This is a genomic window from Pseudoclavibacter helvolus, assembly GCF_049707175.1.
GTDB lineage: Bacteria > Actinomycetota > Actinomycetes > Actinomycetales > Microbacteriaceae > Pseudoclavibacter > Pseudoclavibacter helvolus_A.
In genome coordinates, this window is sequence record NZ_JBNAFM010000007.1 from 39,056 (window position 1) to 64,822 (window position 25,767).

Sequence of the window (25,767 nt, forward strand, 5' to 3'; positions counted from 1 at the left end):
CACCTCTGAGCACTCCCACCGCTACGCTGGCGTGATGCGAGCCATGACCACGGATGACGGCGTCACGCCGGCGACTTCACTTGCTTTGCAACGAGGCCTGCTGCAGACCGACGTTGGCCGTGTGGAAGCGAGCGGCGAGCGGATGGCGGCGATCGCTGCGCCGAGCGGCGCGCTCTACGTCGGGCCAGCCTCGGGAGAAAACGGCGTGGATGGCCTCGTGCTCCGCGTCGGAGGTGGCCTGCTTGCGACCACGGTCACGACCGTCACGTCGGCGGAGGGTGCGCCAGCGAGCGCCACGGTTGAGGCACTGACGATCTCCTTCAATGACGAGCCCGAACGGTGGCGCGATGCGCCTCGCGACGAGGCCTACTGGCACTCGCTTCCGAGCGAGTTGCAGGGCGAGGTGCCCGTCGTCGAGCCGCGCCACGGCCTGCTCATCGTGTGCGACGCGGGCCTGCGCGACCAGTACCGACAGAGCGACTTCGCCTGGGACCGATGGGTCGACGAGGTGGTGGCGCCTGCCGCGGCGTCGAGCGCCAGGGCTGCGGTGGAGGTGCCTTTCGCAGGGCGGAGCGAGGCCCTGCTGGCGCTTTCGGCTGGAGCGTTCCCCTCGGGTGCCGCGATCTTCGCCGGATTCGACGCGAACCTACAGATCGCTGCCCTGCATCTTGCTCCCGTCGCCGAGTATGAGCAGGAGGCGGCGATCGTCGGGGTCCGGCGTGCACGCGCGGCGCTCCGTGACGGAGACCCCTCGTCTGCGGCGTCGCAGGCGATGGCTGCGATTTCTGCGCTCGAGGCCGAGCGTGACCTGCGCGCGGCGGGACGTGTCGGCTTCGTGCTCGCCGAGGCCCACAACCGGGCGGGCGCAACGCAGGCAGCGCGGCGAGCCCTCGAGGAGGCGCTGGTCCGCCTCGAGGTTGCCCGCGACGCTGAAGGACAGCAGGTTGCTCTGGCGCTACTCGACGGGACTCGCACCGAAGAACACGCCGGCTGAACCGCCGGGCGGGCGCGACGGTCTCGAGCTCCCCTGCACAGCCTCTCGTGCTGCAGTGAACGCAACACCGGAGGAGTAACCGCGTCGGGAGAGGAAGCCCGCGATGCGCCGGATTGCCGCATCCGGTTCGACCCCCTTGACGCGTCTGGCGCGCTCGGTGGCGAGCTCCCTGGCCCGCTCAAGCTCGTCGTCGCGGTCAACCTCGTCAAGCACTTCGCGCATCGCCTCAGCCGCGATGTGACGCTCGCGGAGGGCACGTTCGACGCCCTGGATGCCGGAGCGCTTCTTGTCACGGGCTTTGTGCACGAGGAGCTCCGCGAGCCGGAAGTCGTCGAGATAGCCCAGCTCGGTGCAGCGATCGACGATGTGTTCGACCTCGTGCTCTTCGAGACGCAACGACTGCTCGTACTCGGCGGCCTCGTCAGTGCCGTCCTCCGGCGGCTGCGCACCGCGCGGGTCCTCCCCGCGCCAGTCGCGCAGCAGGCGGCGGGCTTCCTCGGTCGATCTGTCGCTGCGAGCCAGCGCGCGCACCAGCATCTCCTGCGCCTCCTCGACGAGGCGTTCCCGCGATTCCGCCTCCATCCCGGCGGGCACGACGGCCGTGAACGCCTGTGTTTCGCCTTGCCCGCCGGGGATGGACACGAGTCTGGGACCGCCGCTCTCGACGTCGCCGAGACGAGTCCGGACTTCCCGCGACGCGCCGTCGGGGGTGTTCGTCGACTCGGCTGACTCGCCGGGCACACTTGCCTGCGGGCCGTCTGTTGCGGACGGACGTTGCCGGCCCGCGGGTGACGCCCCGAAAAGCGGCGTCACCGGTGCCAGCTCGTCGGTCATGCGCCGCGCCGCTGAGCGACCTTCGCCTCGGCGACGGGCGCGACTGGCACCTCAGCCGCCTCAAGTGTGGCTTCGTTCGGCTGGCCCACACCGAGCTTCGCGAGGATCTTGCGCTCGATCTCCTCGGCGATCTCCGGGTGCTGAATGAGGAAGTTGCGTGCGTTCTCCTTGCCCTGCCCAAGCTGGTCGCCCTCGTAGGTGTACCAGGCACCGGACTTGCGGACGAGTCCGTGCTCGACACCGAAGTCGATGAGGGAGCCCTCGCGGGAGATGCCGACCCCGTAGAGGATGTCGAACTCGGCCTGCTTGAAGGGCGGCGCCATCTTGTTCTTGACCACCTTAACGCGGGTACGGTTGCCGACTGCGTCGGTGCCATCCTTGAGCGTCTCGATGCGTCGGATGTCGAGTCGCACCGAGGCGTAGAACTTGAGCGCCTTTCCGCCGGCGGTCGTCTCTGGACTGCCGAAGAAGACGCCGATCTTTTCGCGGAGCTGGTTGATGAAGATCGCGGTGGTCTTCGTCTGGCTCAGACCACCGGTCAACTTGCGGAGCGCCTGCGACATCAAGCGAGCCTGGAGGCCGACGTGGCTGTCGCCCATCTCACCCTCAATCTCGGCCTTCGGCACCAGCGCGGCGACCGAGTCGATGACCACGAGGTCGACGGAGCCAGAGCGGATCAGCATGTCGGTGATCTCAAGCGCCTGCTCGCCCGTGTCGGGCTGGGCGACAAGAAGCGCGTCGATGTCGACGCCGAGCTTCTTCGCGTACTCGGGGTCGAGCGCGTGCTCGGCGTCAATGAAGGCGGCAATGCCACCTGCACGCTGTGCGTTGGCGATGGCGTGGAGCGTCAACGTGGTCTTTCCCGAGGACTCCGGGCCGTAAATCTCGACGATGCGGCCACGAGGCAGTCCCCCGATGCCGAGGGCGACATCAAGTGCCACTGATCCGGTCGGGATGGTCTCGACGGGTGCGCGTTCGTCGCTTCCGAGACGCATGACCGAGCCCTTGCCGAACTGGCGATCGATCTGGGCGAGTGCGGCGTCAAGTGCTTTTTCGCGGTCTGCTGGGTTGGGCATGGTGATGATCCTCTCGGAATGTGGCGGTCGCCTCTCGGCTGTCGCGCGCTGATGGAGAGCGCTGACGACAAGGCGTTTCGGCTTCCTTGGCTACTCGACATTCACGGTAGAGGCGACCACCGACATTCGATGATCGGGCTTCTCCATCTGTGGACAAGTCTCCGAGGAGTCCGACGTGAACACCCTACGCGCTTAGAACACGACTTCGAACACCTGTCAGGCGTGTCGGCCCGAAGGTGTCAGGGGCGAGGCTGGATCTCAGCCGCGCGTCCGCGGGTCGATCGTGCCGACGCCGTGCCGCCGAGACTCGGGAACACCCGTGTCAGCACACAACGCGAGCCAGATCTCACGGGGCGGCAGCCCCTCGTCGAGGGCCTGTTGCCCCGTTCGGTCGCCGAGCGCGCCGAGCACGAGGTCCCGGAGCAGCGAGCGGCCATAGGCCTCGCCGAACTCATCCGCCACTGCCCGCTCGAATTCGCTCTTGCGCATCCACCCAGCGTACGCCGACGGCGCCGCAGCTGAAGCTGCGACGCCGCCGGACCTCCGCGCGAAGCCGTCTCGTTATCGAGTGACGAGAGGCTTGCGCATTCCGAGCAGGAGGTCGTCCGGAACCGTGTCCGGGATGCTCGTGTCGAACCGCTCGTGAACAGCGAGCCTGTCGCCCACTTCGCGATAGATGGTTGAGAGGGGGGTCTCGAGGGCTTCGGCAACCGAAGCGAGAATCTCGCTCGAGGCTTCCTTCTGCCCGCGCTCGACCTCACTCAGATAGCCGAGTGCAACCGAGGCGCGACCCGCGACCTGCCGGAGCGTGTGCCCCTTGCGCAGGCGCACATCGCGCAGGACTTCACCGATCTCTTGACGCGCTAGGACCATAGCGGGGTCCTCCTTACTGCCGTGTGCCAAGAACTGTAACTTACGAGACTTCGTGGAGACTTCGTCACGCTGAGAACAACCAAGCAAAGATCGATGGTATTCCTGAGAGGAAGCCGAATGTTGAGGCGATTCGACTCAACCTTCGCGTCGACCCCGATCACGATACCTGGTCAGTGTTCCACGAGCATTTCCAGCACGTTGTGCAGAGCCGCCTCGACCGTCGCGCCCCGCACGCGCTGCCTGCTTCCCGCGGGGTCGTCGAGCCGGACGAGCGACGAAAAGTCGAGTTCGACCACCTTGTCGCCGAAAAGCGACGAGATACCGATGAACACCACGCCGGGCGCGCGACCCGCCTGCGACTGCGGCCCTGCGACGCCGGTCGTCGAGAGGCCGATGTCGAGTCGCTCTCCGCGGCCAGCCGCGAGGGCCGTTCGTGCGCCGCGGGCCATCGCCGCTGCGACGTCCGGGTCGACCGGTCCGCGCTCGGCCAAGAGGTCCTCATCGACACCGAGGAGGGCGTGCTTCAGCTCAGTGCGATAGGCGACGATGCCGCCTGCGAGAGACTCGGAGATGCCGGGGATCTTGACGAGCTCTGCGACAAGCGCCCCGCCCGTGAGCGATTCCGCCACGCCGATGCTCAGCCCGGCTTCCAGGAGGACACGGCCCAGCTCCTCGGTCTGGGGCAGTGCTGGCGTGATTCCACCGGTCATCGCTGGGTGCTCCCGTCATCGGCCCGGAGTTCGGGCGCCTTCTTCTTCTGAGGCCGGTAGGCCTCCCACAAGTAGTCGATGCCAGACCACACCGTCAGGATGAACGCCGCAGACATGAGCACCACGTTGAGCCAGTGCACCCAGTCGCCGAAGACCACCCAGAGCGGCAGCAGCGCGAGGGAAATGGCGAAGGCCTGCACCAGGGTCTTGAGCTTGCCGCCGCGTCCGGCCGGGAGCACTCGGCGCTTGGCCACCGCAAGACGCCAGAAGGTGATGCCGAGCTCCCGAACGAGGATGATGATCGTCACCCACCAGGGGAGCTCCCCGAGCACGGAGAGCATCACCAGGGCCGTGCCCGTCAAGGCTTTGTCTGCGATCGGGTCGAGCAGCTTGCCGAGGTCGGTGATGAGGTTGCGGCTGCGCGCGATGTGCCCGTCGATGCTGTCGGTCGCGATCGCGACGATGAACAGCACCGCTGCCGCCCAGCGCCAGGGCCCATTGGTGCCGGCGTCGAGCAGAAGGAACCACACGAAAACTGGCACGAGCAGGATGCGCGCGATCGTGATGAGGTTCGGCACGCACCAATTGCTCACCGGACCGTCGCCCCCGCGGAGTATTCGACCGGTCATCGTGCTGCCTCTCGCTAGTCGCGCCCTGTCAGACTCCAGGCGTCTTCGTCGCCGCTCTCGCCTTCGACCTCTTCCAGCCCATCGTATTGGGCTGCGACGGCGTCGAAGGACGCGGCCATGCCGTCAGACTCGGGGACCTGAGCCGCAGCTGGTGCCTGGGCACTCGCTGCCGGCTCCTGGCCTCGGATGCGCGCGAGGACTCCAGGGAGCTCCTCGGCGGTGACCAGCACGTCGCGGGCCTTGGATCCCTCTGAAGGTCCGACGATCTCTCGAGACTCCATGAGGTCCATGAGGCGACCGGCTTTCGCGAACCCGACCCGCAGCTTGCGCTGCAGCATGGACGTCGATCCGAACTGCGAGTTCACGACGAGCTCCGCCGCAGCCAGGAGCAGTTCGAGGTCGTCTCCGATGTCGGCGTCGATCTCCTTCTTCTCCACGACCTGCGCGACGTCGGCCCGGTACTCGGGCTGCGCCTGGCGCTTGACGTGGGCCACGATCTCGGTGATCTCCTTGTCGTTGACCCAGGCGCCCTGCACGCGGGCTGCCTTGTTCGCACCGGAGGGGAGGAACAGCGCATCACCCTGCCCGATGAGCGATTCAGCACCGACCTGGTCGAGGATGACTCGCGAGTCGGTGGAACTCGTGACCGCGAAGGCGAGGCGGCTCGGCACGTTGGCCTTGATGAGGCCCGTGACGACGTCGACGCTCGGACGCTGCGTCGCGAGCACGAGGTGGATGCCCGCCGCGCGAGCCAGCTGGGTGATGCGCACGATGGAGTCTTCGACATCGCGAGGCGCGACCATCATGAGCTCCGCGAGCTCGTCGACCACGACGAGCAGGTACGGGTACGGCTTGAGCTTGCGCTTGGACCCTTCGGGAAGGATGATGCCACCCGACCTAATGGCTGCGTTGAAGTCGTCAATGTGGCGATAGCCAAAGCTCTCGAGGTCGTCGTACCGCATCTCCATCTCCTTCACGACCCACTGGAGCGCCTCGGCTGCCTTCTTCGGGTTCGTGATGATGGGCGTGATGAGGTGCGGGACACCGCTGTACGGGGTCAGCTCGACACGCTTGGGGTCGACCAGCACCATGCGGACTTCCGCCGGCGTCGCGCGCATCAAGAGCGAGACGATCATCGAGTTGACGAAGCTCGACTTGCCGGCTCCGGTCGCACCGGCGACCAGGAGGTGCGGCATCTTGGCGAGGTTCGCGAGCACAAAACCGCCCTCGACGTCCTTCCCGACGCCGATGGTCATCGGGTGGCGTGCCGCGATCGATTCCGGCGACTGCAGCACGTCGCCGAGTGAGACCACCTCACGGTCAGAGTTGGGGATCTCGACGCCGATCGCGCTCTTGCCGGGGATCGGCGAGAGGATGCGCACCTGGTTGCTCTTGACGGCGTAGGCGATGTTGTTGGAGAGCTGCGTGACTCGCTCCACCTTCACGCCGGGGGCGACCTCGACCTCGTAGCGGGTCACGGTCGGTCCGCGCGAGAAGCCTGTGACCTTCGCGTCGACCTTGAACTGGGCGAACGTCGAGTTGAGTGCTTCGACGATGAGGTCGTTCGCTTCTGTGCGGGCGAGCGCTGGTGCGCCGCGCGAGAGCATCGACTGCACTGGAAGGCTGTAGCCCTCGCCTGAGGCGTCTGCGTCGCGCGAGTCCCATTGCTGGTCCTGGTCCGCTGCACCGTCGCTGGCGGCATCCGCCGCTGGTGTCTCGGGTGCGGATGGTGCGCCCGCCGCCGTCGGTGCCGGTGCCGGTGCTCCGAAGAGATCGGCGAACTCGTCGGGATCAGTTGGGGTCGAGTCGTCCTGGATGCCGGTGGCGGAGAACAGGGCCGGTTCCTCGACATCGATGACGTCGGTGGCGTCGTCGACCTGCAGCCCGGAGAGGACCGCAGTCGGCTGCGGCCCGGTCACGATGTTGTCAGGATCCTCGGCGGTGAGCCCCCGCAGCACGGTCGTGGTCGCTTCTGGGTCGATGCGGTGATGCTCGTGCTTCTTGCTGTCGCTGACCGCGGTTTCGTACGGCTGTTCCTCGTAGTCGACGTCCTCCTCACGCCCGGACTCGTTTCGACGCCACCATGGCAGCCGCTCGGCGTCGGCTGCACGCCCCCGGTCGTCGTCGAGGAGGCTCTCGTCGTTGCCGGATGCTTTGCCCGGCTTCGCGGCGCGCGCGTGCGCTGCGGACTCCTCGTCGATCCCGAACATCCACTCCCACAGCTCACGCAGCCGCGCACCGATTCTGTGCGGCGGGGTCTTGGTGATGATGAAGACGGAGAGCACGATGAGCAGGCTGGCGACGATGGCGGCCCCGATTGGCGTGATGATGAGGCCAAGCGTGCCTCCGAGGAGCCAGCCGAACACTCCCCCGCCCTGTGCCAGCGCCGGCATGCCATCTGCGGGGTCGGGGTTGCCCGCGATGACGTGGCAGATCGCGGAGGTCGAGACGAGCCCGAGGAAGAGCCCGACGCCGATGCGGCCGTTGTCGCTCACCGACGACGGGTGGCGGAAGAGCCAGAGCGCAAAGAAGGCGAGTACGATGGGGAGCGCGTAGGACACCCGCCCAAACAGCCCGCCGAAGGTGTAGTCGTTGAGTGCCGTTGCCACCCCGTTGCCGGGGAAGAACCACACCACGACACCGCCAATGACGGCGAGCAGGAACAGCAGGAACGGGAAGCCGTCGCGGCGCTGGTCTTTCTCGAGCGTCTCGGGCCCGAGAGCCCTGGCCGTCTGGCCCGCGACATTCGCTGCGGCCATCCAGGCCCGGGTCGCCATGCCCGGCTTCTCGGTCTCCGCCGCAGCCTTCGCGGCTGCCGCGCTTGCCCGCTTCTTGGGCGCGGGGGTTCGCTTGGTGTTGGACGGAGTTGTGGCCATGGTGCCCAAGGTACCTTCGGCCACCGACAGGATCGAGGATGACGCCCCGAGAGCCGCCGAGATGGGCGGCCCTCGGGGCCGAAGGTCAGGCCTCGATGACCACCGGGATGATCATCGGATGGCGGCGGTGCTTCGTGTTGACCCAGCGCCCGATCGTGCGACGCACGACCTGCGAGAGCTGGTACGAGTTGGAGTTGCCCGCCTCGACGGCCTCCTTGAGTGCCTTCTGGATGCCGGGGATGATGTCGTCGAAGACGGCTTCGTCGGGTGCGAAGCCACGCGCGTGGATCTCCGGACCGACGAGGATGTTGCCGGTCGCGGCCTCGACAACGGTGAAGATGGAGATGAAGCCTTCCTCAGCGAGAATGCGACGGTCCTTGAGGTCGGCATCGGTGATCGTGCCGACGGTTGAGCCGTCGACGTAGATAAAGCCGATGTCGAGTTGCGCGACCTGCCGCGCGACGCCGTCGCGCATGTCGATGACGGCGCCGTTCTCGACGACCAGAACGTTCTCGTCGGCGATGCCCGACTTCTTCGCGATCTCGGCGTTGGCGACGAGGTGACGGATCTCGCCGTGCACTGGCATGACCTGGCGGGGCTGCAGAATGTTGTAGCAGTAGAGCAGCTCGCCTGCGGCCGCGTGGCCGGAGACGTGCACGTTGGCGTTCGCCTTGTGCACCACGTTCGCGCCGAGCTTGATAAGCGCGTTGATGACCCGGAACACGGAGTTCTCGTTGCCGGGGATGAGGCTCGACGCGAGAATGACGGTGTCGTCCTCGCCGACCTCGATGGCGTGGCTCTTCGAGGCGATGCGGCTCAGGACCGCCATCGGCTCGCCCTGCGAACCGGTCGACATGAAGACGATCTCGTTGTCGGGCAGCTTGAGCGCCTTCTTGTGATCGATGAGCACGCCCTGCGGCACGTTGAGGTAGCCCAGCTCCGAGGCGATGCCCATGTTGCGCACCATCGATCGGCCCATGAGGGCCACGCGGCGGCCGTTCGCCGCCGCGGCGTCGATGACCTGCTGCACGCGATGCACGTGGCTCGAGAAGCTGGCGACGACGACCTTGCCCTTGGTCCGGGAGATGACGTCTTCGATGACCGGGCCGATGTTGCGCTCGGTGGGCGTGAAGCCAGGCACCTCCGCGTTGGTTGAGTCGGCCATGAAGAGGTCGACCCCCTCCTCACCGAGGCGGGCGAAGGCCCGAAGGTCGGTGAGCCGGCCATCGAGCGGCAGCTGGTCCATCTTGAAATCGCCGGTGTGGAGCACGGTGCCGGCGTCCGTCGTGATGTGCACGGCGAGCGCATCCGGAATGGAGTGGTTGACGGCCACGAACTCGAGCGTGAACGGGCCAAGTTCTTCGACCTGCCCCTCTGCCACGGTCAGCGTGTACGGCTTGATGCGGTGCTCCTTGAGCTTCGCCTCGACGAGCGCGAGCGTCAGCGTCGAGCCGATGAGCGGGATGTCCGGCTTGAGTCGCAGGATGTAAGGCACAGCTCCGATGTGGTCCTCGTGCCCGTGGGTCAGCACGATGCCCACGACGTCGTCCAGACGAGCGCGGATCGAGTCGAAGTCGGGCAGGATCAGGTCGACGCCTGGCTGCGTCTCTTCCGGGAAGAGCACGCCGCAGTCGACGATGAGGATCTTCCCGTCGATCTCGAAGGTCGCCATGTTGCGGCCGACCTCGCCGAGGCCGCCGAGCGGGATGATCCGCATCGAGCCCTGAGCGAGTTTGGGGAGGTGTTCGGTCTTTGTCATATGCGCCTTAGAAATTCAGCGTTGCCGCTGGTGAGGTGAGGGTCGAATCAGCGGGTTGTGCCTGGGATGCGCGGGAGCGCACCACCCGCGGCCGCGTTGCGGTCAGGCCGGAAGTTCGTGAAGCTCGCGCCTTCGACGTCGCGAACCAGGTCGAGCTCGTCCTCGATGAGGGCGGCTTCCCACTCCTCCGGGCCGACGAGCGGCAGCCGGACGCGCGGGGACTGGATGCGGCCGAGGCCGTGCAGGATGTACTTGGTCGCCACGGTGCCGGGCACGTGGGTCATGGTGGCCCGGACGAGCGGCTCGAGCCGCTGGTGCGCATCCGTCGCCGTTCGGAGGTCGCCGGCGTTGACCGCGTCGACCATGGTCCGGTACGGCTGCGACGCGATGTTGGCCGTCACGCCGATCAGGCCCGTCGCGCCGATCGAGAGCAGCGGAAGGGTGTTGGCGTCATCGCCCGAGAAGTAGAGCAGCTCGGTCTGGTTGAGGACGCGCGAGACCTGCGCGAGGTCACCCTTGGCGTCCTTCACCGCGATGATGTTGGGGTGCTTCGCCAGACGAAGGATCGTCTCGTACGTGATGGGGATGCCGGTTCGGCCCGGGATGTCGTACAGGATCAGCGGCAGGTCCGTGGCGTCCGCGATCATGCGGAAGTGGGTGAGCACGCCCGCCTGCGTCGGCTTGTTGTAGTACGGCGTGACGGCCATGACCCCGTCGGCACCCGCATCCGCCGACTGCTTGGCGAGCTGGATGGCGTGCGCGGTCTCGTTCGAGGGACCACCGGTGATGATCTTCGCGCGCCCCGCCGAGACCTCCTTGCCCACGACGACGAGCTTGAGCTTCTCGGCGTCGGTGAGCGTCGACGTCTCGCCGGTCGTCCCCGTGACAACGATGCCGTCGGCACCAGCCGAGATGACGTCGTCGATGTGCTTCTCGACTCCCGCCCAATCGACTTCTCCGTCATGCGTCATCGGGGTCACGAGTGCGACGAGCACCTGGCCGAAAGGGTTGTCCTGTTCCATCACGTCTCTCAGGCTACTTCCACTAGGTAACGAGTGCTGCTACTTGCGCTACTTCTTCTTCTCGACATCGCCGCTGAGGGCAGCGATAAATGCTTCCTGCGGCACTTCCACGCGGCCGACCATCTTCATGCGCTTCTTGCCGGCCTTCTGCTTCTCGAGCAGTTTTCGCTTGCGCGAGATGTCGCCGCCGTAGCACTTCGCGAGGACGTCCTTGCGGATCGCGCGGATCGTCTCCCTCGCGATGATGCGCGCGCCGATCGCAGCCTGGATCGGCACCTCGAACTGCTGGCGAGGAATGAGCTTGCGCAGGCGCTCGGTCATGAGCAGGCCGTAGCCGTACGCCTTGTCCTTATGCACGATGGCGCTGAACGCGTCGACGCGCTCGCCCTGCAGCAGGATGTCGACCTTGACGAGGTCAGCGACCTGATCACCCATCGGCTCGTAGTCGAGCGACGCATACCCCTGCGTGCGGCTCTTCAGCTGGTCGAAGAAGTCGAAAACGATCTCTCCGAGCGGCATCGAGTAGCGCAGCTCGACGCGCTCCTCGCTGAGGTAGTCCATGTTCATCAGCGTGCCGCGCTTGCTCTCGCACAGCTCCATGATCTTGCCGACGTAGTCCTTCGGGGCGAGGATCGCGGCGCGCATCATCGGCTCGCGCACCTCCAGGATCTTGCCCTCGGGGTACTCGCTCGGGTTCGTGACCGTGTGGATCTGCTTGTCCTCGGTCTTGACCTCGTAGACGACGGAAGGAGCCGTCGTGATGAGATCGAGGTCGAACTCGCGCATGAGGCGCTCGGTGACGATCTCGAGGTGGAGCAGGCCGAGGAAGCCCACTCGGAAGCCGAAGCCAAGCGCGACGGAGGTCTCCGGCTCGTAGTTGAGCGCCGCGTCCGAGAGCTTGAGCTTGTCGAGCGCCTCGCGCAGCAACGGGTAGTCGCCGGCGTCGATCGGATACAGGCCGGAGAAGACCATCGGCTTCGGCTCGGTGTACCCCGGCAGCGGCTCCTCGGACGGGCGCAGGCTCTCGGTGACGGTGTCGCCCACCTTCGAGAGACGCACATCTTTCACGCCGGTGATGAGGTAGCCGACCTCGCCGACGCCGAGCCCCTTGGCCACGGTCGGCTCGGGCGACGAGACGCCGATCTCGAGCATCTCGTGCGTCGATCCGGTCGACATCATCTTGATCTTGTCGCGAGCCTTGAGCTCGCCGTCGACGACTCGCACATACGTGACGACACCCCGGTAAGCGTCGTAGACCGAGTCGAAGATCATCGCGCGTGCCGGCGCATCCGCAACACCGACGGGGGCCGGGATGCGCTCGACGACGCGGTCGAGCAGCGCCTCGACACCCATGCCCGTCTTGCCACTCACGCGGAGCACGTCGTCCGGGTCGCCGCCGATGAGGTTCGCGATCTCCATCGCAAAGCGCTCCGGGTCGGCGGCAGGCAAGTCGATCTTGTTGAGTACCGGGATGATCTCGAGATCGTTCTCCATCGCCAGGTACAGGTTCGCGAGTGTCTGAGCCTCGATGCCCTGCGCTGCATCCACCAGCAGGATGGCACCCTCGCAGGCGGCGAGCGAACGAGACACCTCGTACGAGAAGTCGACGTGGCCCGGCGTGTCGATCATGTTGAGCGCGAACGTGTCGCCCTCGACCTCCCACGGCATGCGAACGGCCTGGCTCTTGATCGTGATGCCGCGCTCGCGCTCGATGTCCATCCGGTCGAGGTACTGTGCACGCATGGCGCGCTCGTCGACGGAGCCCGTGAGCTGAAGCATCCGGTCGGCCAGGGTGGACTTGCCGTGGTCGATGTGAGCGATGATGCAGAAATTGCGGATCCGGGCGGGGTCGGTCTGAGCCGGCTCGAGCGGAGTGGAGGCGCGTGGTGACATGGTGTCGCCTATTCTCCCATGAGCCGCGCGCCCGGCGTTCATCGCCCAGCGCTCGAGCGCGCAGCCAGCACACGCACCGCCCGAGATCGGCCCAGGAAGGCACAACCGCATGAGTCTCATCCGCCTCAACGACGTCGAGGTCGGCTTCGGCCCCTCCCCCGTGCTCAAAGAGGTCTTCCTCACGCTCGACCGGGGCGACCGCATCGGCCTGATTGGCCAGAACGGCTCCGGGAAGTCGACGCTGCTGAAGCTCATCCTCGAGCAGGTCGCGCCAGACAGGGGCACCGTCTCCATCGACGACGGCGTGCGCATCGGCTACTTCTCGCAGTTCTCCGAACTCGACGGCTCGTCGACGATCCTCGAGACCCTCGAGACCCTCTTCTCGCACGTCCACGAGATGGAGGCGGAGCTCGCGGAGATCGACACTGCGATCGCCGCCGAGCCCGATGCCGACACGCTCGACCGACTCATCATGCGCCAGTCTGAGCTCTTCGAGGAGATGGACCGGGCGGACGGCTGGGACTACAAGCGCCACATCGACACCGCCCTCACCAAGCTCGGCTTCACCGAAGCCCATCGCACGAGCCCGATCGAGCAGCTCTCCGGCGGTTGGCGAAACCGCGCCGCCCTCGCCAAGCTCCTGCTCGAGCAGCCAGACGTCCTCCTGCTCGACGAGCCGACAAACTTCCTCGACGTCGCCGGCGTCGAATGGCTCGAGACGTGGTTCCGCACGTTCCGCGGAGCCGCGATCATCGTGTCGCACGACCGCACGTTCCTGGATGCCGTCGTCACGCGCATCCTTGAGGTCGAGAACCTCCACCTGCACGAGTACCCCGGCGACTTCGGCGAGTACGTCATCCAGAAGCAGTTCAGGCTCAAGACACTGCAAGCGCAGTTCGTGCACGAGGCCGAGCTGCTCGCCTTCGAAGCAGAGGGCATCGCGGATCGGAGAGAGGCAGCGAAAGCAGGAGGCAAGGCCCTCGGCAAGCGCCTCTCCAGCATCAAAAAGAAGCGCGCGCCCCGCCCCGTCGATGAGATCGTCACCGAGATCTACGGCTCGCTTCACGTCAAGGACGTCCTGGCCAGGGTCTCCGGGCTCGGCAAGAGCTACGGCGAGCGCACGCTCTTCGACGACGTCACCTTCGAGGTGCACCGCGGCGACCGCATCGCCGTCATCGGCCCGAACGGCAGCGGAAAGTCGACGCTCCTGCGGGTCCTGACCGGCGAAGAGTCGGCGGACATCGGCCGCGTCGACTGGCCGAACGGAGTGAAGGTGGTCTCCTACAACCAGGTCCTCGCCGAGCTCGACGAGTCGGACACCGTGTCGCACTCCGTCAACGCGATGCCAGACAGCATCGCGCTCAGAGCGACGAAGAAGTCAGTCGCTCGTTTCCTCAGCATGTTCCGCTTCAGCGAGGCCGAGCTGAAGTCGAGGATCGGCACGCTCTCCGGCGGGCAGCGAGCGCGAGTCGCGATGGCCCAGTGCCTGCTCTCCGGCGCATCCGTGCTGGTGCTCGACGAGCCGACCAACCACCTCGACCTCCCGAGCACGCAGGTCATGGAACGCGCGCTCGTGCACTTCCCGGGCGCCGTCATCGTCGTCAGCCACGACCGGTTCTTCATCGACAAGGTCGCGACCGGCACCGTCGTCTTCGGCACGAACACCGATGCGCCGGCCGAGCTCGAGATCACCATCGCCGACTCGGCGTAGAACGCTGCCGGGTTCCGACGCCGCCTGAAGCCTGGTAGAGTTTCTGTTTGGCTTACGCGTCGCCCACTCGGCGCGGATTGGCTGCACGGCCCTCTTCCGTGTGGCACCGTTCCAGTACACCTTCCTGTAAGAAAGAAGCAACGTGGCAAATATCAAGTCGCAGATCAAGCGCATCGGCACCAACCGCAAGGCGACCGAGCGCAACCGCGCCTACAAGAGCGAACTCCGCACGGCAATCCGTCGCGTGCGTTCCGCGGTCTCCGAGGGCAACAAGGAGCAGGCCGAGCTCGCGCTCACCTTCGCCGCCAAGAAGCTCGACAAGGCCGTCTCGAAGGGCGTCATCCACAAGAACCAGGCAGCGAACCGCAAGTCGGCCATCGCGAAGTCGGTCGCAGCGCTCTAAGCCTCCCGTCATGCCGTCATCGACCCCCGCGTCTTCGTTCGAGGCGCGGGGGTCGATTCGTCGTGTCGCCCTGCTGCAGAGCATCAACCTCGGACAGCACCGCAAGCTGCCGATGGCAGACCTCAAGGTCGCCCTTGCCGCTGCAGGGCACACGAATATCGCGACGGTGCTCCAGACCGGGAACGTGCTCTTCGACGCCCCCGCTGCGGTGACGAACGACGCGCTTGAGACGCGCATCCGCACTGAGATCTCCGACGCCTTCTCGATGGACGTGCCGACACTCGTGCGCGACGCCGCCGAGTGGCGTGCCGTCGTCGAGCACGACCCGTTCCGGGAGCTGGACCCGCACCTCAGCCGCTACGTCGTGGTGTTCTGCGCGGAGCCGCCCGGGGATCGCGTCGCGACAGCTCTCGAAGGCGTCGATCTCGAAGATGATCGGTGGGCCGTGCGCGGACGCGAGATCTACGTGTTCTGCCCGAACGGGCAGATCCAGTCGCCCGTGCTGCAACGACTGGGCCGCCCGAAAAGCTCAGACACGTCGAGCGGGCCTGCGACGGTCCGCACCTGGGGAACCGTACTCAGGATCGAGGCGAAGCTCTAGGCGCGGCATCACGCCCACGTCGCACGGTCAGACGTCGCGAAGGGCGATGCAGCGCAACATTCGCTCCACGGCGAACTGCGGGTCCCTGCCCGCACCCTTCACCGCATGGTCGGTCTCGGCGACCAGTGTGATGGCGCGGCCGAGCGACGCATCGTCCCAGTCCCGCAGCTCGCGTCGAGCTTGCCCCACCTGCCAGGGGGATGCGCCGGCGCGGCTCGCGATCTGCGCGTCGGAACCAGAGAGGCCCTGCACCTTCGCCATGATGCGAAGCTTCGAGGCGACGGCCGAGACGATGGGCACGGGATGCAGGCCCGTCGAGAAACCGTGCCGCACGAGCGCAAGCGCGTCGCGAACCCGGCCGGCGAGCGCCGCATCCGCGATCTTGAACCCAGTGGTCTCGACGCGACCCCCGAAGTACTTATCGACGTGCTCGTCGGTGATGGTGTCGCTCGTGACCGTAAGCAGCTGTCGTGCGGCGCCGATGAGCTCCGCGAGGTCGGTGTTGAAGGCGGCGACGAGCAACGCCGCGGCTTGAGGTTCAATGCGCCGGCCCGCCGTGCGAACTTCGGCGACGACCACGTCGATGAGTTCGCTCGGCTTGGGCTTCTGGCACTCGACCTCGATGGCGACGTCCTTGGCCGCGCGCACCGCGTCGAGCATTTTCTTGCCGCGCACTCCCCCGCCGTGCCTGAGCACCAGTGTGGCACCGTCGACGGGCATCTTGGTGTAGTCGACGACATCGGCGATGAGCGCGTCCGTGCACTGCTGCACGCCGCGGATGATGACAAGGCGCGGCTCGAAAAAGAGCGACGGGCTGACGAGTGTGGTGAGGTAGCCGCTCGAGTAGGCGGAGGCCTCGAGCTCCGTGATCTCGAGGTCCGGCGACTCGGCGCGCAGCACGTCGCGGAGTCGTGTGATGGCAGCCTCTGCGAAGTAATCCTCCGGTCCGCTCACGAGCACGATGCCGGCCGGCCGCACTTCCCGGTGTATGAGGACGGGGATCGCCCTCTTGGGGGTGCTCGCCCGTTTCGCCTGTGCCATGTGGCAATGCTAGCGATGAGCGGGGCGTCAGGCTGGCCGCCATCCCCACCTCCGATGACGATGGTGCCAAGTTCGTCGGTGCGCAGCGCCCGCGTACCCGCGCCCGCGAGCATGCCGAGGGCAGCATCCGTCGGGTGGCCGTAGCCGTTGTCGGCGCCAACCGAGACCAGCCCGATCGACGCGCCTACCTCCTGGTAGAGCTGAGCGCTCTGATCGCGCGAACCATGGTGCGCCATCTTCACGATGTTGGCGCGCGGATGAGGGTGCTCGCGCAACAGATCGCGCTGGGCCTCCTCCCCGAGGTCGCCAAGAGCCACCAGCGACAGGCACACGGAGACGCACGTCGCGGCGGGCTCGAGCACCGTCACGAGGCTCCCGTCGTTGCCGCCAACTGTCGCCGGCTCGCCGTCGGCGCCACGCTTTGGCCACAAGGCGGTCCAGGTGAGGTCGCCGAGTACCCACGAGTCGCCGCTCGCGGCGAAGTGCACCTGGGCCCCGAATGCTCGGAGATCCGCGACGAGCGGTTCCTCCCTGGCTTCGCGCGTGTCCGGCACAACGAGCGCCGCGACGCCGACACCGGACTCAACCATCGCGATCGCCGCTCCGGTGTGGTCGAGATCGAAATGCGACAGCACCAGCAGCGCCAGCTCATCGATGCCGAGCACGTCGAGGCAGGCGAGAAGTGCCTCCGGTTCGGCCCCGGTGTCGATGAGAGCAGCGGCCTCGCCCGCGCGGACGATCAGCGAATCCCCCTGCCCGATGTCGCAGGCGGCGTAGCGCCAATTGCTCGGAATGCTGCGCTTCACGTGCACGGCCTGGCCGATGAGCGTGCCAGCGTAGGCGACGAGGGCGACGCACAGCAGAACCGCCAGCCAGGCTCGCCAACGTTGCATCAACAGGACCAGCGCAAGGACTCCACCAAGGCACAGGATCGCGCCGAGAAGGCCCCCCGGCCACGGCAGCAGCGCACCTGGCCAGCCGCTCACGGATACAGCCACCAGCCCGATCCACTGCGCAGGTATCCACGCCAGCCAGAGAAGTGCATGTCCGAACCAGGGAGCAACTCCGAGGAGCAGTCCGCCGACGAGCCCGACCAGCGTGGCGACGGGCGCAGCCGGTGCGGCGAGCACGTTCGCCACGACGCCGTAGAGCGGGAGCTGGGGCGCGAGGAGGAGCAGTACCGGCTGGCAGGCGAGCTGCGCCGCGGCAGGCACCGCGAGGAAGAGGGCGAGCGGTCGCGGCATGACGCGAGCGAGGCGCTCACCGAGCGGGTTCGCGAGGGTCAGGAGTCCGAGCGTGGCCAGCACCGAGAGGGCGAATCCGTAGTCGCGACTGCGCCAGGGATCGGCGACCAGCACGGCAAGCGCCGCCAGCGAGAGCAATGCGAGGCCGCTCACCCGACGCGACGTGACCTCGAGCGCCAGCACAACCGTCGCCATGATGCTCGCTCTGATGACGCTGCCCTCCGGTGTGACGAGCGCGACGAAGCCGGCCAGCAGTACCGAAGCCAGCGCAAGACGAACCCCGCGCCGGAACCCGAAGACCCGGCCGACCACCAGCACGGCTGCAACGACAATGGCACAGTTCGCGCCGGAAACCGCCGTGAGGTGCGTGAGCGCGGAGGTCTTCATCTGCTCGTCGAGCTCGGGTGTCACAAGGCGCGTGTCTCCGACCGACAGGCCAGGGAGCAGCTGCGCGCCGGGCCCCGGAAGCGCGCGGGCCGCATCCACGAACGCGTCGCGCGCTCCGGCTGTGCCTGCGAGCAGGCCAGCGGGAGTCTCGACGACCTCCGCAGGCCCGTCGAGGAAGATCATCGCCGCGACGCCGTCCCCCGCTTCCGCTGGAGCGAGCGTGCCGTGCAGCTCAACGCGCGACCCGATCCCCGGGATGCCACCGTCAGCACCGTCCGCCATGCTCAGCTTGCCGAAGACCAGCAGCGAGGCCCCGCCGCCTCCAGACTTCCCCTGGACTTCGTACGAATCGAGGAGCACCTCAAAGTGCGGCACCTCTTCGAGGTGCGACCCGACCCACCCGCCGCGCTCCGCACCGTCGGCGAGCGCGTTCTCGCCAACGAGCGAGGTGAGCGTCCCAGTCGCTTCCGCCGGGGCACTCTCGGCCGCTGCCGCCCGCAGCCCCTCCGGGACTCTGACCGGCGACTGGGTGCCCACGCTCACCGCCACGAGTGCGGCCGCGGCTGCCGGCACCGCCAGGGTCGCGAGCAGATCCGCGGCAGGACGCAGCGTCCACCGTCGGATGCCCGTCGCCGCTCCGAGGACGCAGACGGCCAGAGCCGCCGCGGCGACCGCCATGCTCCAGGCCGTGGCAGGGAAGGTCACACAGACCCAGGCCACGCCCCAGACCGCGGTAGCGGCCGGGACGAGTCGTGCGTCTCTGGCTCCGAGGCGTTCCACGATCTGCGGCGGCATGAGCTCGGCACCGCGTGCGCCCTCTCGCGCTGTCGAGCCGTTGACGCTCATACCGTGACCAGGTCGACGAGGCCCTCATACGTCGCGTCCCCAACGCCTGCGACCTGCTTGAGATCTTCGACGGACGTGAAGCCGCCGTTCTGCTCGCGATAGTCAATGATGCGCGAGGACATCGCCGGTCCGATGCGCGGCAGCTCCTCGAGCTCGGCGGCCGTCGCCGTGTTGAGGTTCACGAGCCCGTCCGCCGCGGATGCTCCCCCGGCGCCTGTCGGGACGCCGCCCGTCGCGACGGGCGCAGCCGGCAGCTCGCCGATGCGCGGCACGCGCAGCTGCTCGCCGTCAACCAGTGTGCGGGCCATGTTGAGGAGCGAGGGATCTGCGTCGCCCGCGAGGCCCCCAGCCGCGGCGATGCCGTCAACCACGCGCGCCCCAGGGGGAACCTCGTAGACACCGGGGTTCGCGACCGCACCGACAATGTGGACAAGCAGCGTCGCACTCTTCGGGGCCGCGTCCCCAGTCGGCGCGTGCGTCGACTCGAGCTCGATGCCCACCGTCGGGGAAGCTCCTCCCATGGCGCCAAGGCTCGGCGTCGGGCGGAACGCCGCGATGGCGATCGCACCAGCGAGCACCGCCAGCACCAGCACCACGGCGGCACCGACCCCGATCCGCAGACGCGGTCGGGGCGGACGCTCGAAAAGGTCTGCCAGCTCGGATTCGGACACCCTCGCACGCTACGGCCGCAGGCGCATCCGCTCAGGAGCGACCTTGGAACCTGTGGAGAGCGGTGTCCGCACAGGGGCGCTGAAGACAGAGTGGGCTGCGGTCGTCGCTGGACAGTCCCGGGCGCAAGGCGCCAGCCGAACGCAGACGCGCCCCGCTCGTGGAGCGGGGCGCGTCAGTCAGGCCGAAGTGTCAGCCTTTGACGGCGATGTTCACGAGCTTCGGCGCGCGGACGATGATCTTGACGATCTCGCGCCCGGCGAGAGCAGCCTGCACCCGCGGCGACGAGACTGCCAGCTGCTCGAGCGACGCCTCGTCGATCGTCGGCGGCACCTCGAGACGGTGCTTGACCTTGCCGTTGATCTGCACGACGGCCGTGATCTGGTCCTGTGTGAGCAGCGAGCGGGCGGCCGCGGGCCACTTGACGTGCGAGACGCTGCCCTTGTGGCCGAGGCGCTCCCACATGTCCTCCGCCGTGTGCGGCGCGTACATGTCGAGCACGACCGCGATGGCTTCCGCTGCCTCGCGCACCGCTGGGTCCGCGGGCCCTACGCCCGAGTCGATGGCCTTACGCGTCGCGTTCGTGAGCTCCATGAGGCGCGCGATGACGACATTGAATTTGAAGCCCGACGCCAGCTGCGGGATGTCGGCGAGGAAGCGGTGCGTCTCGCGCCGCAGCCCGCGGTCGCCCTCCCCGAAGTCGACGCCGACGGGACTCGTGACCTCGCCGGAGATGCGCCAAGCCCGCGCGAGGAACTTGCCAGACCCGGCGACCGAGACGTCGGCCCAGTCGACGTCGTCCTCCGGCGGGCTCGCGAAGAGCATCGTCAGACGCACGGCGTCGACGCCGTACTGGTCGAGCTCCGCCGAGAGGCTCACGACGTTGCCCTTCGACTTCGACATCTTCTTGCCGTCCATGACCACCATGCCCTGGTTGAGTAGCGCCGAGAATGGCTCGGTGAAGTCGACGTGGCCGAGGTCGTACAGCACCTTCGTGATGAAGCGCGCGTAGAGAAGATGCAGGATGGCGTGCTCGACGCCGCCGACGTACTGGTCGACGGGCGCCCAGCTCGCGGCGGTCTTCTCATCGAAGGCCGCGAGTTCGTTGTTTGGCGAGAGGAAACGCAGGAAGTACCAGGAGCTGTCGACGAAGGTGTCCATCGTGTCGGTGTCGCGCAGCATCGGCTCGCCGGTCTCCGGGTCGACCGTGTTCACCCAGTCGGACGCGCCGCCGAGCGGTGACGCCCCCTTCGGTCGCAGGTCGAGCCCCTCGGCCTCCGGCAGTCGCACGGGCAGCTGGTCAATCGGGACAGGCACCTCCTTGCCGTTCTCGCCGTGCAGGATCGGGATGGGCGTGCCCCAGTAGCGCTGGCGGGAGATCAGCCAGTCGCGCAGGCGGTAGTTCTTGGCAGCGCGGCCGGTGCCCCGCTCGTCGAGCAGTTCGATCGCGGCCTGGATGCCGGAGCGCTTCGAGAGCCCGTCCAGCGGCCCAGAGTTCGTCAGGCGGCCGTCGCCGGACAGCGCCTCGCCGGTCTTCGCGGGGTGGAGGTCTTCGAACTCGGGCAGAGAGCCGTCCTCAGGGATGACCGGGATGACCCCCGTCACTGGCTGCGTGACGTCCACGACGACCTTGACCGGCAGGTCGAAGGCGCGCGCGAAGTCCAGGTCACGCTGGTCGTGCGCGGGCACGGCCATGATCGCGCCGGTTCCGTAGTCGGCCAGCACGTAGTCGGCTGCCCAGATCGGCAGACGCTCGCCGCTGAGCGGGTTGATCGCGAAGCGGCCCAGGTCGACGCCCGTCTTGGGGCGGTCGCTGGACTGCCGGTCGATGGAGTCGAGCGCGCGGGTGTCCGCCAGGTACTTCTCGAAGCGCTCGCGCACCTCAGCACTCGCACCCTCAGCCAGCTCGGCGGCCAGGTCGGAGTCTGGGGCCACGACCATAAACGTCGCACCGTACAGCGTGTCGGGACGTGTGGTGAAGACCGTCACCGGCTCGTCCCGCCCTTCGACGACGAAGTCGACGTCTGCGCCGAGCGAGCGCCCGATCCAGTTCCGCTGCATCGTGATGACCTTCTGCGGCCAGTGTCCCTCGAGCTGGTTGAGGTCGTCGATGAGGCGATCGGCGTAGTCGGTGATCTTGAAGTACCACTGGTTGAGCTTCTTCTTGACGACGATCGCGTCGCAGCGCTCGCAGTGGCCGTCGATGACCTGCTCGTTCGCGAGCACCGTCTGGTCGTTCGGGCACCAGTTGACGTCCGAGTACTTGCGGTAGGCGAGGCCGCGCTCGTACATCTGCAGGAACAGCCACTGGTTCCAGCGGTAGTACTCGGGGTCGGACGTGTGGATGACGCGATCCCAGTCGAAGGACGCCGCGTAGCGCTTCATGGATGCACGCTGCTGCGCGATGTTCTCGTACGTCCAGTCCTTGGGGTCGCCGCCGTTCTTGATGGCGGCGTTTTCCGCAGGCAGCCCGAAGGAGTCCCAGCCGATGGGGTGTAGGACGTTGAAGCCCTGGTGGCGCCAGTAGCGAGCGACGGCGTCGCCCAGCGCGTACTGCTCGGCGTGCCCCATGTGCAGATCACCGGAGGGGTACGGGAACATGTCGAGGACGTACTTCCGGGGGCGGTCGTCGCCCTCGAGGTTCGTCGCGAAAGGCCGAAGCTGGTCCCACTCGGCCGACCACTTCGCTTCGAGAGCCTTGAAGTCGTATTCCTGGGGCTCAGCGCCTGTCGCTTCGGTCACAGATTTCTTCTTTCATCGCGTTGCCGTTTGCTGCACGGGGGTCGCCCTCGTCGCGGGCGACGAGCTGCGGCGCGAAGCATGGGGCACTTCGCGTTGGACACCAACGCCCAAGACTACTCGTCGCCGAGGCGAAGCGCGCGTGTGACCAGGGCGGCGTCGACGGGGGTGTGCGAGATGATCAGCACGGAGCGTTCGGCTCCGGATGCGTCGAGCAGTTCGGCGACGAGCTGCTCGGCCAGAGCAGGGTCGACGTTAGCGGTCGGCTCGTCGAGCACCAGCACCGGGAATTCGGCCAAGATGCCGCGTGCGAGCGCGATGCGCTGGGCTTGTCCGCCCGAGACGAGGGCGCCGCGCTCCCCGACTCTGGCCTCGAGGCCACCACGCTCGATGAGCCAGGGCCCGAGCCCCACCCGGTTGAGGACGGCCTCGAGCTCGGCGTCGGCGGCGTCTGGTTTCGCGAACAGCAGATTCTGTCGGATGCTCTCGTCGAAGATGTGCGGCCGCTGCTCGATGAGACCGACGACTGCGCGCACCTGCTCGGGCGCGTACGCCTTGGCTTCGACCCCGTTGAGGCGATACGAGCCTTCGTAGTCGAGGAACCGCACCAGCACATTGGCGAGCGTCGTCTTGCCCGCACCGGACTCGCCCTCAACCAGCAGCCGATCGCCGGGAGCCAGCTCGAAGGAGACGCCGCGGATCGCAGCCCTTGTCGCACCGGGCCAGGACGCGGCCACGCGCTCCAGGCTCAGCGTCACGGGAAGGTTCGGGCCTGGGCGCGGCGCCGGCAGTGGCTGCGCATCCGGCAGCCCGTCGGGCGCTTCCCCTGGCGCCACATCCGCCACTCGAACCGCGCTGGCGCGGACCTGACGCCACGCGGCCACCGCCTGCGGCACCTGCGCGAAGATCTCGAAGAGGGCCATGGGAACCAGAGCGATGAGGGTGAGCATCGGCGCCAGCAGGCTGCCGTCGACCGTCGGGTTGATGCCGACCGCGAGCGCGCCCGCGGTGGCGAGGCCGGAGAAGAGCATCACGAGCCCGGCCACTGCGCCGCTGCCCCGCGCCCGGGACACGAGCGCATCGCGGAGCCGAACGTCGGCTGCCTCGACCTCAGCGAGCTTCGCGTCGAGGGCACCATAAGCCTCGAGCGTCTCGAAATTGGAGATCGTCTCGTAGATGCGATCGTTGAGCGCTGCCCTGAGCGGCGCCGCCTCTCGGTCGGCCCGACCGGAGATGGCGAGGTTCGTCGTCGTCGCCACGATGCCCGCGAGGACGAGGCAGACGAGGAGGACCACCGCGGCCGGTGCGCTGACGAGCCAGATGCCGACGACCGCGAGGGTCGAGGTGAGCCCTGCGATGAGCAGTGGCTGCGCGACGCGAAGCGGCAGGAACTGCAGCTCGTCGACGTCGCTCACGAGACGTGTCAGCAGGTCGCCCCGTCGGTGCGTGGCGAGCCCCGCGGGCGCGAGTGGGATGAGGCGCTCGAGCACGCCAACCCGAAGTTCCGCAAGCTGCCGGAAGGAAGCATCGTGGCCGAGCAGCCGCTCGACGTATCGGAACACGGCCCGACCGATCGCGAAGGCGCGGACACCGACGATCGCGATGCCGAGGAGCAAGATGTGGATGATCTCCGAGGCTCGCGTGAGGAGATAGGCGCTCGTCGCGAGCAGCGCAACGGCGCAGATCGCACTGAGTAGGCCGAAGGCGATGGCCGGCCAGAGCCTGCGCGCCGACGGCATCGCGAGGCGAAGGATGCGGCGCTCGTCCGCCGACGGTCGGTTGCGTGCGATCGTCATGCGCTGGCCACCGCTTCCACCGGCTCGATCGTGTGCACAGCGTCAGCCGACGCGACCAGCGCCCGGCGGTGGCTGACCACCAACACCGCTCTCCCTTCGACGGCAAGGGATCGGAGCGCAGCGGCGATACGCCGCTCGGTCTCGGCGTCGAGCGCGGAGCTCGGCTCGTCGAAGAGGACGACGGGGCAGTCGAGACGGCGCGCTCTGAGGAGGGTGCGCGCGAGCGCGACGCGTTGCGCCTGCCCTCCGGAGAGTCCGGCTCCCGCCACACCGAGCATCCGCCCGGGCTCGAGGGACCCGAGACCGGCCTCCTCCAGCGCTAACCTCACCTCGTGCTCGCTGGCCGAAGGCTGCCCCAGCGCGACGTTGTCGGCGACCGTGCCTTCGATGAGCGAGGCCGTTTGGCCCATCCACGCGATCGCGGACCTTCGTGCGTCTCCCGTGAGCTGCTGCCCTCCGATCAGCACCGCGCCGCCGCTCGCCACCGCGCCACGCGCAACCGCGAGCAGGGTCGACTTACCGGCGCCGGACGGGCCGACGATCGCCGTCACTGCCCCCGCAGGGACAGCCAGGCTGTAGTCGCGAAGGACTGGCCGCCCCTCATAGCCAACGGACACCTCGCGGAACTCGAGACCCACGTCGGCCTTGCCGGTCGGGACGACGCGGGGCGTCGAGCGCACCGGCCCCGCCTGGGCTTCGTCGCCGACGGCATCGGCAGCCTCGATGACCGCGAAGACGTCGTTCGATGCGGCAACCCCGTCGGCGGCCGCGTGGAACTGCGCGCCCACCTGACGCAACGGAAGGTACACCTCAGGTGCGAGGAGGAGCACGAAGAGCCCGACCTCGAGCGTCATCTCGCGGTTGATCAGCTGGATGCCGATCGTCACCGCGATGAGCGCCACCGACAGACTGGCGAGCAGCTCGAGCGCGAACCCGGACATGAACGACAGCCTCAGCACCTTCATGGTCGCGACCCGGTATTCGTCGGTGACGGTGCGGATGCGCGTCGGCTGTCGCTGCGCCCTGCCGAAGATCTTCAGCGTGGAGAGCCCCTCGACGACCTCGAGGAACCCGGTCGCGAGCGTCGAGAGCGCGTTCCACTGCCGATCCTGCACCTTTTGGGTCGCCCACCCGATGAGGATCATGAAGACCGGGATCAGCGGCAGGGTGATGATGACGGTGATCGCTGACGGGAGGTCCCACATCGCCATGACGACGATGAGGACGGGCGCCGCGATTGCCGTTAATAGCAGCTGCGGCAGGTACTTGGCGAAGTAGGTGTCCAGCGCGCCGAGCCCTGGGCCGGCGAGCGTCGTGAGCCGCGAGCTCGACGTGGTCGAGAGCCACGCCGGACCGAGCTGCGCGATCGCGGCCAGCAGCTTCTTGCGGAGCTCGCTCTTCACCTGCGCGGCCGCGCGGGCGGAGACCGCCTCCATCCCCCAGGTCGCCGCGCTGCGGACCGCGATGACGACGAGCAGCGCACCGAACCATGGGAGGAGGTCTTCGACGCGCTGGCCGGCGATTGCGGAGACGATCAGGTGGGTGACCAGCCAGGCGAAGCAGATGATGCTGACGGTCTGCACTGCGCCGAGCACCGCGCCGAGCACGAAGAAGCTTCGTGCCGACGCGGCGTGGCGCAGGAGTCTGGGGTCGAGGGGTTTCAC

Annotated in this window: 20 protein-coding genes; 4 read left to right on the forward strand and 16 right to left on the reverse strand. The window is 67.6% G+C overall.

Annotated features, from left to right (window positions below; translation table 11 throughout):
• Window positions 1–34: 34 nt before the first annotated feature.
• Entirely contained in the window at window positions 35–994 is a 960-nt protein-coding gene (locus tag ACPYN9_RS07330; RefSeq protein ID WP_424465267.1) for a hypothetical protein, read from the forward strand.
• Here ACPYN9_RS07330 and ACPYN9_RS07335 read toward each other — a convergent pair.
• The 10 genes from ACPYN9_RS07335 to lepA form a co-directional block, all read right to left on the reverse strand.
• Complete coding sequence (locus tag ACPYN9_RS07335) at window positions 956–1,828, reverse strand: regulatory protein RecX (RefSeq protein ID WP_424465269.1); 873 nt, start codon at window positions 1,826–1,828, stop codon at window positions 956–958. The two genes, ACPYN9_RS07330 and ACPYN9_RS07335, sit on opposite strands and share 39 nt — an antisense overlap.
• Window positions 1,825–2,904, reverse strand: coding sequence for a recombinase RecA (recA, locus tag ACPYN9_RS07340; RefSeq protein WP_424465271.1), 1,080 nt, complete (start codon window positions 2,902–2,904; stop codon window positions 1,825–1,827). The genes ACPYN9_RS07335 and recA overlap by 4 nt, the downstream gene beginning before the upstream one ends.
• 258 nt (window positions 2,905–3,162) lie before the next feature.
• The gene (locus tag ACPYN9_RS07345) at window positions 3,163–3,393 is read right to left on the reverse strand and encodes a DUF3046 domain-containing protein (protein ID WP_424465273.1); all 231 of its coding nucleotides are present in this window, start codon (window positions 3,391–3,393) and stop codon (window positions 3,163–3,165) included.
• A gap of 72 nt (window positions 3,394–3,465) precedes the next feature.
• Window positions 3,466–3,777: a helix-turn-helix domain-containing protein gene (locus ACPYN9_RS07350; RefSeq protein ID WP_068493112.1), complete on the reverse strand. Its 312-nt coding sequence runs from the start codon at window positions 3,775–3,777 to the stop codon at window positions 3,466–3,468.
• 170 nt (window positions 3,778–3,947) lie between these two features.
• Window positions 3,948–4,487, reverse strand: a complete 540-nt coding sequence (locus tag ACPYN9_RS07355; protein WP_424465275.1) for a CinA family protein — start codon at window positions 4,485–4,487, stop codon at window positions 3,948–3,950.
• Window positions 4,484–5,116 carry a CDP-diacylglycerol--glycerol-3-phosphate 3-phosphatidyltransferase gene (pgsA, locus tag ACPYN9_RS07360; RefSeq protein ID WP_424465277.1) on the reverse strand — a complete coding sequence of 211 codons (633 nt, stop codon included), beginning with the start codon at window positions 5,114–5,116 and terminating at the stop codon, window positions 4,484–4,486. The genes ACPYN9_RS07355 and pgsA overlap by 4 nt, the downstream gene beginning before the upstream one ends.
• Before the next feature lie 14 nt (window positions 5,117–5,130).
• Entirely contained in the window at window positions 5,131–7,992 is a 2,862-nt protein-coding gene (locus tag ACPYN9_RS07365) for a DNA translocase FtsK 4TM domain-containing protein (RefSeq protein ID WP_424465278.1), read from the reverse strand.
• Between the two features lie 85 nt (window positions 7,993–8,077).
• Window positions 8,078–9,751 carry a ribonuclease J gene (locus ACPYN9_RS07370; protein WP_424465279.1) on the reverse strand — a complete coding sequence of 558 codons (1,674 nt, stop codon included), beginning with the start codon at window positions 9,749–9,751 and terminating at the stop codon, window positions 8,078–8,080.
• A gap of 47 nt (window positions 9,752–9,798) precedes the next feature.
• Complete coding sequence (gene dapA, locus ACPYN9_RS07375; protein ID WP_424465481.1) at window positions 9,799–10,773, reverse strand: 4-hydroxy-tetrahydrodipicolinate synthase; 975 nt, start codon at window positions 10,771–10,773, stop codon at window positions 9,799–9,801.
• A gap of 48 nt (window positions 10,774–10,821) precedes the next feature.
• Window positions 10,822–12,666: a translation elongation factor 4 gene (gene lepA / locus ACPYN9_RS07380; RefSeq protein ID WP_424465281.1), complete on the reverse strand. Its 1,845-nt coding sequence runs from the start codon at window positions 12,664–12,666 to the stop codon at window positions 10,822–10,824.
• A 109-nt stretch (window positions 12,667–12,775) separates the two neighbouring features.
• Here lepA and ACPYN9_RS07385 point away from each other — a divergent pair, with 109 nt between their 5' ends.
• The 3 genes from ACPYN9_RS07385 to ACPYN9_RS07395 all read left to right on the forward strand — a co-directional run bounded on the left by ACPYN9_RS07385 (window position 12,776) and on the right by ACPYN9_RS07395 (window position 15,381).
• Window positions 12,776–14,377, forward strand: a complete 1,602-nt coding sequence (locus ACPYN9_RS07385; RefSeq protein ID WP_424465282.1) for an ABC-F family ATP-binding cassette domain-containing protein — start codon at window positions 12,776–12,778, stop codon at window positions 14,375–14,377.
• A 142-nt stretch (window positions 14,378–14,519) separates the two neighbouring features.
• Window positions 14,520–14,780: a 30S ribosomal protein S20 gene (gene rpsT / locus ACPYN9_RS07390; protein WP_424465284.1), complete on the forward strand. Its 261-nt coding sequence runs from the start codon at window positions 14,520–14,522 to the stop codon at window positions 14,778–14,780.
• Window positions 14,781–14,790: 10 nt separating this feature from the next.
• Window positions 14,791–15,381, forward strand: a complete 591-nt coding sequence (locus ACPYN9_RS07395) for a DUF1697 domain-containing protein (protein WP_424465285.1) — start codon at window positions 14,791–14,793, stop codon at window positions 15,379–15,381.
• A gap of 27 nt (window positions 15,382–15,408) precedes the next feature.
• On the opposite strand, the gene holA is transcribed toward ACPYN9_RS07395, so the two are convergent.
• The 6 genes from holA to cydD form a co-directional block, all read right to left on the reverse strand.
• The gene (gene holA, locus ACPYN9_RS07400; protein ID WP_424465287.1) at window positions 15,409–16,422 is read right to left on the reverse strand and encodes a DNA polymerase III subunit delta; all 1,014 of its coding nucleotides are present in this window, start codon (window positions 16,420–16,422) and stop codon (window positions 15,409–15,411) included.
• Window positions 16,332–18,899: a ComEC/Rec2 family competence protein gene (locus ACPYN9_RS07405; RefSeq protein ID WP_424465289.1), complete on the reverse strand. Its 2,568-nt coding sequence runs from the start codon at window positions 18,897–18,899 to the stop codon at window positions 16,332–16,334. Before ACPYN9_RS07405 ends, holA begins: the two co-directional genes overlap by 91 nt.
• Window positions 18,896–19,570, reverse strand: a complete 675-nt coding sequence (locus tag ACPYN9_RS07410) for a helix-hairpin-helix domain-containing protein (protein WP_424465291.1) — start codon at window positions 19,568–19,570, stop codon at window positions 18,896–18,898. The genes ACPYN9_RS07405 and ACPYN9_RS07410 overlap by 4 nt, the downstream gene beginning before the upstream one ends.
• Window positions 19,571–19,760: 190 nt before the next feature.
• Window positions 19,761–22,310, reverse strand: a complete 2,550-nt coding sequence (gene leuS, locus ACPYN9_RS07415; RefSeq protein WP_424465293.1) for a leucine--tRNA ligase — start codon at window positions 22,308–22,310, stop codon at window positions 19,761–19,763.
• Window positions 22,311–22,423: 113 nt separating this feature from the next.
• Window positions 22,424–24,103 carry a thiol reductant ABC exporter subunit CydC gene (cydC, locus tag ACPYN9_RS07420; protein ID WP_424465295.1) on the reverse strand — a complete coding sequence of 560 codons (1,680 nt, stop codon included), beginning with the start codon at window positions 24,101–24,103 and terminating at the stop codon, window positions 22,424–22,426.
• Window positions 24,100–25,767: a thiol reductant ABC exporter subunit CydD gene (cydD, locus tag ACPYN9_RS07425; RefSeq protein WP_424465297.1), complete on the reverse strand. Its 1,668-nt coding sequence runs from the start codon at window positions 25,765–25,767 to the stop codon at window positions 24,100–24,102. The genes cydC and cydD overlap by 4 nt, the downstream gene beginning before the upstream one ends.